Origin of the sequence: Wohlfahrtiimonas larvae (assembly GCF_002006755.1) — a bacterium.
GTDB classification, from domain to species: Bacteria; Pseudomonadota; Gammaproteobacteria; order Cardiobacteriales; family Wohlfahrtiimonadaceae; genus Wohlfahrtiimonas; species Wohlfahrtiimonas larvae.
In genome coordinates this window covers 1-13,162 of the sequence record NZ_MVDO01000248.1, presented here as the reverse complement: position 1 = coordinate 13,162, position 13,162 = coordinate 1, and the positions used below count along the sequence as shown (strand labels likewise).

The 13,162-nt window shown below is 39.3% G+C and carries 27 protein-coding genes; all 27 read left to right on the top strand.

Annotation, left to right across the window (positions count from 1 at the left end; all coding sequences use genetic code 11):
- Positions 1 to 63 precede the first annotated feature (63 nt).
- Entirely contained in the window at positions 64 to 375 is a 312-nt protein-coding gene (gene rpsJ, locus BZK14_RS12690; protein WP_077926832.1) for a 30S ribosomal protein S10, read from the top strand.
- A gap of 74 nt (positions 376 to 449) precedes the next feature.
- Positions 450 to 1,088: a 50S ribosomal protein L3 gene (rplC, locus tag BZK14_RS12685; RefSeq protein WP_077926831.1), complete on the top strand. Its 639-nt coding sequence runs from the start codon at positions 450 to 452 to the stop codon at positions 1,086 to 1,088.
- A 3-nt stretch (positions 1,089 to 1,091) separates the two neighbouring features.
- Complete coding sequence (gene rplD / locus BZK14_RS12680) at positions 1,092 to 1,697, top strand: 50S ribosomal protein L4 (protein ID WP_077926830.1); 606 nt, start codon at positions 1,092 to 1,094, stop codon at positions 1,695 to 1,697.
- The gene (gene rplW, locus BZK14_RS12675; RefSeq protein WP_077926829.1) at positions 1,694 to 1,996 is read left to right on the top strand and encodes a 50S ribosomal protein L23; all 303 of its coding nucleotides are present in this window, start codon (positions 1,694 to 1,696) and stop codon (positions 1,994 to 1,996) included. The genes rplD and rplW overlap by 4 nt, the downstream gene beginning before the upstream one ends.
- Positions 1,996 to 2,820, top strand: coding sequence for a 50S ribosomal protein L2 (gene rplB, locus BZK14_RS12670; RefSeq protein WP_077926828.1), 825 nt, complete (start codon positions 1,996 to 1,998; stop codon positions 2,818 to 2,820). The genes rplW and rplB overlap by 1 nt, the downstream gene beginning before the upstream one ends.
- 15 nt (positions 2,821 to 2,835) lie before the next feature.
- Complete coding sequence (gene rpsS / locus BZK14_RS12665; RefSeq protein ID WP_077926827.1) at positions 2,836 to 3,108, top strand: 30S ribosomal protein S19; 273 nt, start codon at positions 2,836 to 2,838, stop codon at positions 3,106 to 3,108.
- A 9-nt stretch (positions 3,109 to 3,117) separates the two neighbouring features.
- Complete coding sequence (rplV, locus tag BZK14_RS12660) at positions 3,118 to 3,444, top strand: 50S ribosomal protein L22 (RefSeq protein ID WP_077926826.1); 327 nt, start codon at positions 3,118 to 3,120, stop codon at positions 3,442 to 3,444.
- Between the two features lie 11 nt (positions 3,445 to 3,455).
- On the top strand, positions 3,456 to 4,142 hold the full coding sequence (gene rpsC, locus BZK14_RS12655) for a 30S ribosomal protein S3 (protein ID WP_077926825.1): 687 nt from the start codon (positions 3,456 to 3,458) through the stop codon (positions 4,140 to 4,142).
- A gap of 2 nt (positions 4,143 to 4,144) precedes the next feature.
- Positions 4,145 to 4,558, top strand: coding sequence for a 50S ribosomal protein L16 (gene rplP / locus BZK14_RS12650; RefSeq protein ID WP_077926824.1), 414 nt, complete (start codon positions 4,145 to 4,147; stop codon positions 4,556 to 4,558).
- 25 nt (positions 4,559 to 4,583) lie between these two features.
- A complete protein-coding gene (gene rpmC, locus BZK14_RS12645) occupies positions 4,584 to 4,769 on the top strand; it encodes a 50S ribosomal protein L29 (RefSeq protein ID WP_171973733.1) in 186 nt (61 codons plus the stop codon).
- Positions 4,769 to 5,035, top strand: coding sequence for a 30S ribosomal protein S17 (rpsQ, locus tag BZK14_RS12640; RefSeq protein WP_077926822.1), 267 nt, complete (start codon positions 4,769 to 4,771; stop codon positions 5,033 to 5,035). The genes rpmC and rpsQ overlap by 1 nt, the downstream gene beginning before the upstream one ends.
- Before the next feature lie 4 nt (positions 5,036 to 5,039).
- Entirely contained in the window at positions 5,040 to 5,408 is a 369-nt protein-coding gene (gene rplN, locus BZK14_RS12635) for a 50S ribosomal protein L14 (protein ID WP_077926821.1), read from the top strand.
- A 9-nt stretch (positions 5,409 to 5,417) separates the two neighbouring features.
- Positions 5,418 to 5,759: a 50S ribosomal protein L24 gene (gene rplX / locus BZK14_RS12630; RefSeq protein ID WP_077926820.1), complete on the top strand. Its 342-nt coding sequence runs from the start codon at positions 5,418 to 5,420 to the stop codon at positions 5,757 to 5,759.
- A gap of 127 nt (positions 5,760 to 5,886) precedes the next feature.
- Positions 5,887 to 6,426, top strand: coding sequence for a 50S ribosomal protein L5 (rplE, locus tag BZK14_RS12625; RefSeq protein ID WP_077926819.1), 540 nt, complete (start codon positions 5,887 to 5,889; stop codon positions 6,424 to 6,426).
- Positions 6,427 to 6,437: 11 nt separating this feature from the next.
- On the top strand, positions 6,438 to 6,743 hold the full coding sequence (rpsN, locus tag BZK14_RS12620; protein WP_077926818.1) for a 30S ribosomal protein S14: 306 nt from the start codon (positions 6,438 to 6,440) through the stop codon (positions 6,741 to 6,743).
- Positions 6,744 to 6,758: 15 nt separating this feature from the next.
- Positions 6,759 to 7,154 (top strand): 30S ribosomal protein S8, encoded by a 396-nt coding sequence (rpsH, locus tag BZK14_RS12615; RefSeq protein WP_077926817.1) that lies wholly within the window; start codon positions 6,759 to 6,761, stop codon positions 7,152 to 7,154.
- A gap of 10 nt (positions 7,155 to 7,164) precedes the next feature.
- Entirely contained in the window at positions 7,165 to 7,701 is a 537-nt protein-coding gene (gene rplF, locus BZK14_RS12610) for a 50S ribosomal protein L6 (protein WP_077926816.1), read from the top strand.
- Positions 7,702 to 7,707: 6 nt separating this feature from the next.
- Complete coding sequence (rplR, locus tag BZK14_RS12605) at positions 7,708 to 8,064, top strand: 50S ribosomal protein L18 (RefSeq protein ID WP_077926815.1); 357 nt, start codon at positions 7,708 to 7,710, stop codon at positions 8,062 to 8,064.
- Between the two features lie 12 nt (positions 8,065 to 8,076).
- A complete protein-coding gene (gene rpsE / locus BZK14_RS12600) occupies positions 8,077 to 8,595 on the top strand; it encodes a 30S ribosomal protein S5 (RefSeq protein ID WP_077926814.1) in 519 nt (172 codons plus the stop codon).
- Positions 8,596 to 8,598: 3 nt separating this feature from the next.
- Positions 8,599 to 8,778: a 50S ribosomal protein L30 gene (gene rpmD / locus BZK14_RS12595; protein ID WP_077926813.1), complete on the top strand. Its 180-nt coding sequence runs from the start codon at positions 8,599 to 8,601 to the stop codon at positions 8,776 to 8,778.
- A gap of 8 nt (positions 8,779 to 8,786) precedes the next feature.
- On the top strand, positions 8,787 to 9,221 hold the full coding sequence (rplO, locus tag BZK14_RS12590; RefSeq protein ID WP_077926812.1) for a 50S ribosomal protein L15: 435 nt from the start codon (positions 8,787 to 8,789) through the stop codon (positions 9,219 to 9,221).
- A gap of 9 nt (positions 9,222 to 9,230) precedes the next feature.
- Positions 9,231 to 10,652 (top strand): preprotein translocase subunit SecY, encoded by a 1,422-nt coding sequence (secY, locus tag BZK14_RS12585; RefSeq protein ID WP_077926811.1) that lies wholly within the window; start codon positions 9,231 to 9,233, stop codon positions 10,650 to 10,652.
- Between the two features lie 23 nt (positions 10,653 to 10,675).
- Complete coding sequence (rpmJ, locus tag BZK14_RS12580; protein WP_077926810.1) at positions 10,676 to 10,789, top strand: 50S ribosomal protein L36; 114 nt, start codon at positions 10,676 to 10,678, stop codon at positions 10,787 to 10,789.
- An 81-nt stretch (positions 10,790 to 10,870) separates the two neighbouring features.
- A complete protein-coding gene (rpsM, locus tag BZK14_RS12575; RefSeq protein WP_077926809.1) occupies positions 10,871 to 11,227 on the top strand; it encodes a 30S ribosomal protein S13 in 357 nt (118 codons plus the stop codon).
- 19 nt (positions 11,228 to 11,246) lie between these two features.
- On the top strand, positions 11,247 to 11,636 hold the full coding sequence (gene rpsK, locus BZK14_RS12570) for a 30S ribosomal protein S11 (RefSeq protein WP_077926808.1): 390 nt from the start codon (positions 11,247 to 11,249) through the stop codon (positions 11,634 to 11,636).
- A 13-nt stretch (positions 11,637 to 11,649) separates the two neighbouring features.
- Complete coding sequence (gene rpsD / locus BZK14_RS12565; RefSeq protein WP_077926807.1) at positions 11,650 to 12,273, top strand: 30S ribosomal protein S4; 624 nt, start codon at positions 11,650 to 11,652, stop codon at positions 12,271 to 12,273.
- Between the two features lie 39 nt (positions 12,274 to 12,312).
- Positions 12,313 to 13,162 (top strand): DNA-directed RNA polymerase subunit alpha (locus tag BZK14_RS12560; RefSeq protein WP_077926806.1); only part of this gene is annotated, 850 nt, incomplete at its 3' end.

The following is a 13,162-nucleotide window of genomic DNA, read 5'->3' as shown; positions in this document are numbered from 1 at the left end:
TGCGTAATAGATCAATTTAATTAGTATGCGCTCTGCTGGGGCGCATCATTTTGAGAAATAAAAATGACCAATCAAAAAATTCGTATTCGTTTAAAAGCTTTTGATCATCGTTTAATCGATCAATCAGCTAAAGAAATTGTTGAAACAGCTAAGCGTACAGGTGCGCAAATCAAGGGACCAATCCCATTACCTGTAAAAACTGAGCGTTTCACAGTATTGATCTCTCCGCACGTTAATAAAGATGCGCGTGATCAATATGAGTTAAAAACGCATAAGCGTTTGATGGACATTATTAATCCTACTGAAAAAACTGTTGATGCTTTGATGAAGCTAGACTTGGCAGCAGGTGTTGATGTTCAGATTAAATTAGGTTAATCCTAATTTAATCGACTAGGGCGAAGAAGGTGGCCAACCTTCCTCTCGTAATTTATCTATATTGAGGTTTTAAAATGGCAATTGGATTAGTAGGACGTAAAGCGGGGATGACTCGCGTATTTACTGAAAGTGGTGAATCCATCGCTGTAACTGTTTTAGAAGTAACTCCTAATCGAGTAACTCAAGTTAAAAACAGTCAAGTAGATGGTTATACTTCTGTTCAAGTAACAACAGGTGTTAGAAAAGCAAGTCGTGTTAATAAAGCGGCGGCTGGTCACTTTGCTAAAGCAAAAGTGGAAGCAGGTCGTGGCTTGTGGGAATTCCGTGTTGAAGATGTTGCAGAATATGCGCTTGGACAAGAAATCACAACTTCAGTGTTTGAAGAAGGTCAGAAAGTAGACGTAAGTGGTACGAGCCAAGGTAAAGGTTTTGCTGGTACTATTAAGCGTTGGAACTTTGCTGGTCAAAGAAATTCTCACGGTAACTCATTATCACATCGTGTTCCTGGTTCTATCGGGCAATGTCAAGATCCTGGTCGTGTTTTCAAAGGTAAGAAGATGACAGGTCACATGGGTGCCGTTAAGCGTACAGCATTGAACTTAGAAATCGTACGTATTGATGCTGAAAGAAATATCGTTTTAGTTAAGGGTGCAGTACCTGGAGCTAAAGGCGGTAACGTGATTATCAAACCTTCAGTTAAGGCAAAGGGGTAATCAATGGAATTAAATATTAAAAATGGTTCAACGATTGCAGTAGAAGATTCAATCTTTGCTCGTGAATTTAATGAAACTCTTGTTCATCAAGTAGTTGTAGCGTATCAAGCAGCTGGTCGCGCTGGTACTCGTGCTCAAAAAACTCGTGCTGAAGTTGCTGGTGGTGGTATTAAGCCATGGAGACAAAAAGGTACAGGTCGTGCGCGTTCTGGTTCTTCACGTAGTCCAATCTGGCGTTCTGGTGGCGTAACTTTTGCTGCTAAACCACAAAATTGGGAACAAAAAGTTAACAAGAAAATGTATCGTGCAGCTATTGCATCAATTTTTTCTGAATTAATTAGACAAGATCGTTTGGTTATTGTAGATAAAATTGAATTGGCTGAGTCAAAAACTAAAGCAGCTTTAAAAATGCTTCAGGATTTAAATGTAGGTAACAACGCATTGTTAGTAACTCAAGCGATTGATTTGCCTTTATACTTAGCGACTCGTAACTTGCCATATGTTCAAGTTATTGATGCAGCAGGTATTGATCCAGTAAGCCTAATCCAATTTGAAAAAGTTGTTATGACTCAAGAAGCATTAACATCTGTAGCGGAGTGGTTAGCATGAGTATGAAAGAAGAACGTTTGATGCAGATTATTCTTGCGCCTCACGCGTCAGAAAAAACGGCTCGTTTAGAAGAAACGGCTGGTCAAATCTGTTTTAAAGTATTGAAAGACGCTACTAAGCTTGAAATTAAGCAAGCAGTAGAATTGAGCTTTAACGTTAAAGTTAGCGCTGTAACAGTTGCAATTCAAAATGGCAAGCAAAAACGTTTAGGTCGTTTTGTTGGTCAAAGACAAGATTGGAAGAAAGCATATGTTACTTTAGCTGATGGACAAACTATTGATTTTGTAGGTGGTGCATAATGGCAATTGTTAAGACTAAGCCAACATCAGCTGGCCGTCGCAATATGATTAAAATTGTGACGCCTGGTTTGCATAAAGGCGCTCCATACGCTCCATTGTTAGACAGCAAGTCAAAAACTGGCGGTCGTAATAATAATGGTCGTATCACAACTCGTCACATTGGTGGTGGTCATAAGCAACACTATCGTATCGTTGACTTTAAGCGTGATAAAGATAATATTCCTGCGCGTGTTGAGCGTATTGAATACGATCCTAACCGTACTGCACATATCGCTTTATTGTGTTATGCAGATGGTGAGCGTCGTTACATCATTGCACCTAAAGGTGTGAGTGAAGGTGCGGTATTGTTGTCAGGTTCTGGTGCGCCAATTAAACCTGGTAATGCATTGCCTCTCCGTAATATTCCTGTAGGTTCTACAATTCATTGTATCGAATTGAAAGAAGGTAAAGGTGCTCAGTTGGCTCGTTCAGCTGGTGCAGGTGTTCAATTGGTTGCTCGTGAAGGTCAATTCGTAACATTGCGTTTACGCTCTGGCGAAATGCGTCGCGTTCATGTTGATTGTAAGGCAACTTTAGGTGAAGTTTCTAACGGCGAACACAGCTTGCGCGTATTGGGTAAAGCTGGTGCAAAACGTTGGTTAGGTGTTCGTCCTACAGTTCGCGGTGCGTGTATGAACCCGGTAGATCACCCTCACGGTGGTGGTGAAGGCCGTAGTAAAGGTGGTCGTCATCCTGTTACTCCATGGGGTGTGCCAACTAAAGGTTACAAAACAAGAAGCAATAAACGTACTGATAAGTTTATTGTTCGTCATCGTAATAAGTAAGATAAAGGATAATTTATGCCACGTTCTATTAAGAAAGGCCCATTTATCGATCATCACTTAATGAAGAAAGTTGAAGAAGCTATTGCTTCTAAAAGCCGCAAGCCAATCAAAACTTGGTCACGTCGCTCAATGATCCTTCCTGAAATGATTGGTCTAACAATTGCAGTGCACAACGGTAAAGTGCATGTTCCGATTTTAATTACTGAAAACATGATCGGTCATAAGTTGGGTGAGTTTGCACTTACTCGTACTTATCGTGGTCACGTTGCAGATAAAAAAGCGCGATAGGAGTTTATTATGCAAACAGCTACATTAAAATTTGCGCGTATCTCTCCTCAGAAGGCGCGCTTAGTTGCTGATCAAATTCGTGGTTTACCAGTTGAGCGTGCTTTAGCTCTTTTGGAATTCAGCGATAAGAAAGCAGCTGATATCATGAAGAAAGTGTTGAACTCAGCGATTGCTAATGCGGAAAATAATCAAGCATTAGATATCGACGGCTTGAAAGTACAAGCAGTTATGGTTGACGCTGGTCCTGTTCTTAAGCGCATGAGAGCACGTGCAAAAGGTCGCGGTAGCCGCATCCTTAAACGCACAAGTCATGTTGCGATCACAGTAGCAGAATAAGGGAGACTATAATGGGTCAAAAAGTTAATCCAACCGGAATTCGTTTAGGTATCTCTAAAGATTGGAATTCACGTTGGTATGCAAATAGCAAAGAATTTCCTGAGTTTATCGAAGCAGATTTCAGAGCTCGTGAATTTCTTCGTAAAGAATTAGCAAGCGCAGCGGTTTCTAAAATCCAAATCACTCGTCCAAGTAAATCAGCACAAGTAACGATCTTTACAGCTCGTCCTGGTGTTGTGATTGGTAAAAAAGGTGAGGATATCGAAAAATTACGTACACAGTTAACTAAAATCATGGGTTGTCCTGTGCACGTAGCGATTGAAGAAATCAAGAAGCCTGAATTAGATGCATATTTGGTTGCAGAAGGTATTGCTCAGCAATTAGAGCGTCGTGTGATGTTCCGTCGTGCGATGAAGCGTGCTGTAACTAATACTATGAAGTTAGGTGCAGAAGGTATTCGTGTTAATGTTTCTGGTCGTTTGAATGGTGCAGAAATTGCTCGTATGGAATGGTATCGTGAAGGCCGTGTGCCATTGCATACATTGCGTGCAAACATCGACTATGGTACAGCTGAAGCTTTAACTACTTACGGTATCCTTGGTATCAAAGTTTGGATCTACAAGGGTGAAGTATTCGACTATCAAAAAGCTGATGAGCAGCCAGAGAAAGGTCGTCGCTCTAAAAAGAGAGGTGAATAATTATGTTACAGCCTAAACGTACAAAATTTAGAAAAATGCGTAAAGGCCGCAACCGCGGTAACGCACTTGCTGGTAATCAAGTTAGCTTTGGTGAATTCGGCTTAAAAGCTACGACACGTGGTCGTATCACAGCGCGTCAGATCGAATCTGCGCGTCGTGCAATCAACCGTTACGTTCGTCGTGGTGGTAAAGTTTATATCCGTGTATTCCCAGATGTGCCAATTACTAATAAACCTTTAGAAGTTCGTATGGGTAGTGGTAAGGGTAACGTTGAATATTGGGTAGCTAAGGTTCAACCAGGCAGAATGTTATACGAAATCGAAGGCGTTGCTGAAGATGTTGCGCGCGAAGCTTTCCGTTTAGCGGCTGCTAAATTAGCTGTTCAAACAACATTTGTTGCTAGAACAGTACTATAAGGTGATGATTATGAGTAATAATTTTATGGAAACATTATCTGCTAAGAGTGTTGAAGAGTTAAAAGCTGAGCGTTTAGAATTGCGTAAAGCACAGTTTAACTTACGTATGCAAAAAGCGACTGGTCAGTTGGAAAAGCCACATCAGTTTAAAGCAACTCGTAAGCAAATTGCTCAAATCAACACAGTTTTAGCACAAAAGGCAGGTGAATAATGTCTGAAGTTAAACAAAAAGTTGAGCGTACAGTAGTTGGTCGTGTTTCATCTGATAAGATGGATAAAACAATTACGGTATTGGTTGAGCGTTTAGTAAAGCACCCAATTTATGGTAAATACATTAAGCGTTCTACAAAGTTTCATGCGCATGATGAAAATAACATCTGTAAAGCGGGTGATTTAGTTGAAATTAAACAATCACGTCCAATGTCTAAGTTAAAATCTTGGGAATTGGTTAAAGTGATCGAAGAAGCAAGAGGTTAGTGAAATGATTCAAACTCAATCTATGCTTGAAGTTGCTGATAACTCAGGTGCAAAGCGCTTGATGTGTATCAAAGTTTTGGGCGGTTCACATCGTCGTTATGCTGGTGTTGGTGACATCATCAAAGTATCTGTTAAAGATGCTATTCCACGTGGTCGTGCGAAGAAAGGTGAAATCTACAATGCATTAGTTGTTAGAACACGTAAAGGCGTGCGTCGTGATGACGGTTCATTGGTAAAATTTGATGGCAATGCTGCTGTATTGTTGAACTCAAAATTTGAACCAATTGGTACACGTATTTTTGGACCAGTAACTCGCGAGCTTCGTGGTGATCGTTTCATGAAGATCATCTCTTTGGCTCCAGAAGTAATTTAAGGTGAGAACATGAATAAATTACGTAAAGGTGATGAAGTTGTAGTAATTGCTGGTAATGACAAAGGTAAAACTGGTCATATCGTTTCAATTACTAAAGACGGCTCAAGAGTTTTAGTTGCGGGTGTTAACAAAAAAATTAAACATGTTAAACCAAACCCTCAACGTGGTATCGAAGGTGGTCGCGTAGAACAGGAAGCAACAATCCATATTTCTAACGTTATGATCTTCAATCCAGAAACTAAGAAAGGTGATCGTGTTCGTATCGAAGTAACTGCTACAACAGATGCAAACGGTAAAAATACTTTCACAAGAGAAAGATTTTTTAAATCAACTAACAAAAAAATTGGCTAATCCCTAATTTTTCTGTTATTGTATTGTGCTCTACTCTCATAGATGTATGTCTATGAGAGTGTTTGTTTTAACAGTCGCTGAATAGGATGCATTTCTTTAATATATCCGTTTGGCTAGGATTAATTTTATGACAAGATTAAATCAATACTACAGTGATGTAGTTGTTCCAAAATTAATGGAACAATTTGGATATAAAAATCCAATGGAAGTACCAAAAATCACTAAAATTACCTTGAATATGGGTGTTGGTGAAGCTGTTGCTGATAAAAAAGTAATGGATTCTGCAGTAGCTGATATGGCGGCAATTGCTGGTCAAAAGCCAGTTGTAACATTGTCTAAAAAATCAATCGCTGGTTTTAAAATCCGTGATGGTTGGCCTGTAGGTTGTAAAGTGACTTTACGTCGTGCTCATATGTATGAGTTTTTGGATCGTTTGATCAATATCTCGTTGCCACGTGTACGTGACTTCCGTGGTATTAATGGTCGTTCATTTGATGGTCGTGGTAACTATAGCTTCGGTATCAAAGAGCAAATCATTTTCCCAGAAATCGATTATGAAAAAGTTGATGCATTACGTGGTATGGACATTAACTTTACGACAACTGCAAAAACTGATGCAGAAGCAAAAGCTTTGATTGCTGCATTTGGTTTCCCATTCCGTAATTAATAGGTAATACTATGGCAAAAAAATCAATGATCAATCGTGAGCTCAAAAGAGCGAAATTGGTTGAAAGATTGCAAGCTAAGCGCAATCGCTTAAAAGATATTATTAAAAGTGAAACTGTAAGCTTTGAAGAAAAACAAGCTGCGGTTATTGCTTTGCAAAAAATGCCTCGTGACTCTTCTGCTTCACGTAAACATTCACGTTGTTCGATCACTGGTCGTCCACATGGTGTGTACAGCAAATTTGGTTTGGGTCGTAATAAATTGCGCGAAATTACTATGCGCGGTGACATCCCAGGCTTACGTAAAGCAAGTTGGTAATTGAGGAGATAATTCATGAGTATGCATGATCCGATTGCAGATATGTTAACGAGAATTCGTAACGCACAATCTGCACAAAAAGAAACTGTAGCGATGCCTTCTTCTACTAAGAAAGAAGCAATTGCAAAAGTATTAAAAGATGAAGGTTATATTTCTGGTTTTGAAGTAACAGCTGAAGGTGCTAAAAAGACTTTATCTATTACATTGAAATATTATCAAGGTAAAGCTGTAATCGAGACTTTGGATCGCGTAAGCCGTCCTAGCCTTCGTATCTACAGAAGTAAAGATCAACTTCCATCAGTATTGGGTGGCTTGGGTATTGCGATTATTTCTACCTCTAAAGGTTTGATGACAGATCGTAAAGCAAGAGCTATGTCCTTAGGTGGTGAAGTAATTTGTTTCGTAGCATAAGGAGTAGGAAATGTCTCGTGTAGCAAAGAAAATTATTCCAATTCCTGCTGGTGTTGAAGTATCTATCACAGGTAACTTGGTGAAAGTTAAGGGCGCTAAAGGCTCAAGTGAATTACAATTGCATTCTGCAGTTGGTATTAAGCAAGAAGATGGTAACTTAGTCATTGTTCCTGATTTGGATCAAACTAAGGGTAGTTATGCTTTAGCTGGAACTATGCGTTCGTTGGTTAACAATATGGTTATCGGCGTGTCAGCAGGTTTCGAAAAGAAATTGCTTTTAGTTGGTGTTGGTTATCGTGCGCAGGCGCAAGGTTCAGCATTGAATCTTACATTAGGTTTTTCTCACCCAGTCGTTCATGCAATGCCTGAAGGTGTAACTTGTGAAACTCCTTCACAAACTGAAATTATCATCCGTGGTGTTGATAAACAAGCAGTTGGCGAAGTAGCAGCAAAAGTACGTGCTTATAGACCGCCAGAGCCTTATAAGGGTAAAGGTGTACGTTATGCTGATGAAGTTGTTTCATTGAAAGAAGTTAAGAAAAAGTAGGTGATTATGAACGTAAAAAAAGAAGCTAGACTACGTCGTAGTCGTAAGGCTAGAGCAAAAATTAGAGAAATCGGTGCGACACGTTTGACTATTTTTAGAACGCCTCGTCATATCTATGCTCAAGTAATTTCTCCATGCGGTAAAAATATTTTGGCGGCAGCATCTACTTTAGATAAAGAAGTACGTGCTCAAATCCAGAACGGTGGAAATATTGGTGCAGCTCAAGTTGTTGGTAAAGTTGTTGCAGAACGTGCATTGAAAGCAAATATTACATCTGTTGCTTTTGATCGTGCAGGTTTCCAATACCACGGACGCATTAAAGCATTGGCAGATTCAGCTCGCGAAGCTGGCTTACAATTCTAATAGGGATTTGATATGGCAAAGAAATCAGAAAATACAAACGTTGCAGCACAAGCGGATGCATTTCAAGAAAAGCTTGTTGCAGTAAATCGTGTATCTAAAACAGTTAAAGGTGGTCGTCAATTCGCATTTGCTGCTTTGACAGTAGTAGGTGATGGTAATGGTCGCGTAGGTTTTGGATATGGTAAAGCTAAAGAAGTTCCTTTGGCAATCCAGAAGTCAGTAGAGCAAGCTCGCAAAAATATTAAAGAAGTTGCTTTAACAAACGGTACATTGCAATATCCAGTAACTGGTATTCATGGTGCTGCGCGTGTTTATATGCAACCTGCATCTGAAGGTACTGGCGTTATCGCTGGTGGCGCAATGCGTGCTGTGTTTGAAGTTGCTGGTGTTAAAGATGTTTTGGCTAAGTGTCAAAATTCACGTAATCCTATCAACGTTGTTCGCGCAACAATCGAAGGATTATGCTCTATGAAATCACCTGAAGATATCGCTGCTAAGCGTGGTCTTTCAGTTGAAGACATTAAGGAGTAATTCATGAGTACTATTACTGTTACTTTGGTTAAAAGTACCAATGGTCGTCTGCAGTCACATAAAGATTGTGTGCGTGGTTTAGGATTAAGAAAAATTAATCATACTGTTGAAGTTCAAGATACGCCAGAAAACAGAGGGATGATTAATAAAGTGTCCTATTTATTGAAAGTTTCTGAAAAATAGGTGAAATAATGCATTTAAACACTTTAACTAGTACAGAAGGTAGCCGTAAAGCTAAGAAACGTCTTGGACGTGGTATTGGTTCTGGCTTGGGTAAAACAGCTGGTCGTGGTCATAAAGGTCAGCACTCACGTTCGGGTGGTTACCATAAAGTTGGCTTTGAAGGCGGTCAGATGCCTTTACAACGTCGTCTTCCAAAAGTTGGCTTCGTTTCTCAAATCTCTTTGAAAACAGCTGAAGTTCCTTTGTCTGCATTGGCAAAAGTACAAGGTAATGAGATTGATTTGATCGCGTTAAAATCATCTAATGTAATTGCTGGTAAATTTGAAAGAGCAAAAATTGTTCTTTCAGGTACAATTGACCGCGCAGTAACAATTAATGGTTTAGCGGTTACAAAAGGTGCTAAGGAAGCAATCTTGGCGGCAGGTGGAACAATCAACGAATAAAGATATAGTATGAAAAATAATCAACTTCCTCAGCTTGGCAACTTATCAGAATTAAAATCTCGTTTTTTATTTTTGATGTTGGCTTTGATTGTTTACCGTTTAGGTGTACATATCACAGTCCCTGGGATCAATGTTCCTTTATTAATGGATCAAATGACACAGCCAGGTGAAGGCCAAGGTTTAAGTGCGATGATGAACCTGTTTTCAGGTGGCGCATTTGAAAGGATGTCGATTTTTATGCTAGGGGTTATGCCATATATTACAGCATCTATTGTTATTCAGATGCTGAGTGTGGTATACCCACCACTTGAACAAATTAAAAAAGAAGGCCAAGCAGGGCGTCGTAAGATAACGCAATATACTCGTTATCTCACTATTGTTTTTGCTGCAGCGCAAGGTACAGCATATGCATTTGGTATTGTTAATGGTTCCTTAGGATTTAACGCAAGTATCGTTATGATTCCAGCTTTTAACTTTGTCTTGTTGGCTGTTATTACTTGGATTACAGGTACAATTTTCTTGATGTGGTTGGGTGAGCAAATTTCTGAAAGAGGCGTAGGTAATGGTATTTCTATGATTATCTTTGCTAGTATCTTGATGGGTATGCCAACAGGCGTAAGTGCATTATTTGATACGGCTCGTACAGAAGGTACTACGCTTGCATATTTAAAAGTTGTCTTTGTAATCTTATTTGTTATGGCGATAGTGTTGTTGGTTGTATTTATTGAACGCGGTCAACGCCGTATTACGATCAATTATGCAAGAAAACAACAAGGGCGCCAAATGTCAATTGGTGGGCAAACAACACATCTTCCATTGAAATTGAATATGGCAGGTGTTATTCCAGCAATTTTCGGCTCGGCATTCTTGTCTTTCGTTTACACAATTTCAGCAGCACTGGCTAAGATTGAAGTACAGGTTGTTGATGGTCCTATGTCTGGTTTACAAAAGTTCTCATTTTTTGCAAGTCAATTCTTCCAGAAAATCGGCAACTATGGTGTTAAGTATTTCACACCAGGTCAACCAGCTTATATGATTTTATTTGCTGCTTTAATTATTTTCTTCTGCTTCTTTTATACTGCAATTCAGTTTAACTCAAAAGAAACAGCTGAAAACTTAAAGCGTTCTGGTGGTTTCATTCCAGGCATTCGCCCAGGAATTCAAACTTCTCAGTTTTTTGATAAAGTATTAACTAGAATTACACTTTGGGGTGCGTTGTATATTACAGCAATCTGTTTATTACCAGATATGTTAGGCGCAATTTTTAATTTCCCAAGTTATTTTGGTGGTACTTCTATTCTGATTGCGGTTGTAGTTGTCATGGACTTAATTGCTCAAGTTCAAGCTCAGTTGGTATCTCAACAGTATTCATCGTTGATGAAAAAAGCCAATATTAGCAATGCTTTAAATGGCAAACCGCCTTCAATCTAAAATATTCTCGATTAGGAGTTTTTATGAAAGTTAGAGCATCAGTAAAAAGAATTTGCAGAAAATGCAAAATCATTAAACGCCATGGTGTTATTAGAGTTATCTGTGAAGATGGACGTCATAAGCAACGTCAAGGATAATTAAATTTGTGGAATTCTGAAAAACAGTATAGAATTCCACCCCTTGGTCATAAAACAAAAAATTTCGGAGTTTCATAACATATGGCACGTATAGCAGGTGTAAACTTACCGCTCAAAAAACATGTTATTATTGCTTTGCAGTCCATTTATGGCATCGGTGCCACGCGCGCAAAAGCAATTTGTCAAAATGCACAAGTTGATCCAACAACTAAGGTCAATGAATTGACTGACGATCAAGTTGAAGCACTACGTGCGCAAGTAGCGCAATTCGTAGTAGAGGGTGACCTTCGTCGTGAAGTGTCAATGAGTATTAAAAGACTAATGGATCTTGGTTGTTACCGTGGTATCAGACATCGTCGTGGTTTACCTGTACGCGGACAACGCACCAAAACGAATGCCCGCACTCGTAAAGGCCCAAGACGTTTAGTTAAGAAATAAAAATTTATAGGAATTAGTGATGGCAAAACCTTCAGTAAAAACACGTAAGCGTGTTAGAAGAACTGTTGTAGACGGTGTCGCACACATACATGCATCGTTCAATAATACAATCGTAACTATTACAGATCGTCAAGGTAACGCGTTATCTTGGGCTACATCTGGTGGTTCTGGTTTCCGTGGCTCTAGAAAATCTACTCCTTTTGCGGCACAAGTTGCAGCAGAAAGAGCAGGTACTACAGCTAAAGAGTATGGTTTGAAAAATCTTGACGTTGAAGTTAATGGTCCAGGCCCAGGTCGTGAATCTGCGGTACGTGCATTAAATGCTTTAGGGTACAAAATCACATCTATCGTTGACGTAACACCAATTCCTCATAATGGTTGTCGTCCACCTAAGAAACGTAGAGTATAATTGGAGTATTTAAATGGCACGTTATATTGGTCCTAAATGTAAATTAGAAAGAAGAGAAGGCACGGATCTTTTCTTAAAATCACCTGCTCGTCCTTTTGAATCAAAAACTAAGCTTCATGACAAAGCGCCTGGTCAGCACGGTGCTCGTCCTAAGAAGTTGTCAGTTTATGGTGAACAGCTTCGCGAGAAGCAAAAGTTACGTCGTATTTATGGTGTATTAGAGAAACAATTTAGATCTTACTATGCAGAAGCTGCGCGTCGTAAAGGCTCAACTGGTGAGAATTTATTGCAAATCTTAGAATGCCGTTTGGATAACGTAGTTTATCGTATGGGTTTTGCAGTAACTCGTGCAGAGGCTAGACAATTGGTTTCTCATAGAGCGGTATTAGTGAATGGTAAAATTGTTAACATTCCTTCATACCAGTTGAAAGCAGAAGATGTAATTTCTGTTTCAGAAAAAGCAAAACAGCAAACACGTGTTAAATACGCTATGCAATTGGCTGAGAGCAACGGTTTTGTTGACTGGTTGGCTATCGAACCTTCTAAAATGGAAGGTACATACAAGCGTATCCCTGATCGTAGCGACTTACCAGCAGACATTAATGAATCACTAGTAGTTGAATTGTATTCTAAGTAATATTATTGATTAACGTTAATATCTAGGTGAATATTTATTATGGCTGTACATGAATTATTAACGCCAAAGATTGTTGATATAAAAACAATTAGTCCTACACGTTCTGAAGTCTCGCTTGAGCCTTTAGAGCGTGGCTTTGGCCATACTCTTGGTAACGCTTTGCGTCGTATTTTATTATCTTCAATGCCCGGTGCGGCAATCACTGAATGTGAAATTGAAGGTGTTCAAAAAGAATACACAGCGGTGCCAGGAATGTATGAAGACGTAATAGATCTTCTTTTGAATCTTAAAGGAATTTCTTTATCACTTCACGATGCTGATGAAGCATACTTAACACTAGAGAAATCTGGTGAGGGTCCTGTGACGGCTAAAGATTTAGTGGTTCCTCATAATGTAGAGATTTTTAATCCTGATTATGTGATCGCTAACTTGACAGCTCAAGGCTCTTTGAAGCTTCGTTTAAAAGTTGAAAATGGTCGTGGTTATCAGCCAGTAGGTGCTCGTGAATCAGCTTCTGATTCAACACAGAAAATTGGCAACTTCAAGATCGATGCTTCTTTTAGCCCAGTGAGAACTGTTAGCTATAAAGTAGACACTGCTCGTGTTGAACAAAGAACTAACTTAGATCGCTTGGTTATTAATCTTGAAACCAATGGTAGTTTAGATCCAGAGAAAGCAATTCGTGCGGCAGCAACAATTTTGCATGAACAATTAGCAGTATTTGTTGATCTGAAATCAAAACCTGATGTAGTAGAAGAGAAAGAAGAGCCAGTATGCGAAATCGATCCGATCTTATTACGTTCAGTAGATGATCTTGAGTTAACTGTACGTTCAGCAAATTGTTTGAAAGCAGAAAGCTTGTATTATATTGGTGAGCTAATCCAGAAAA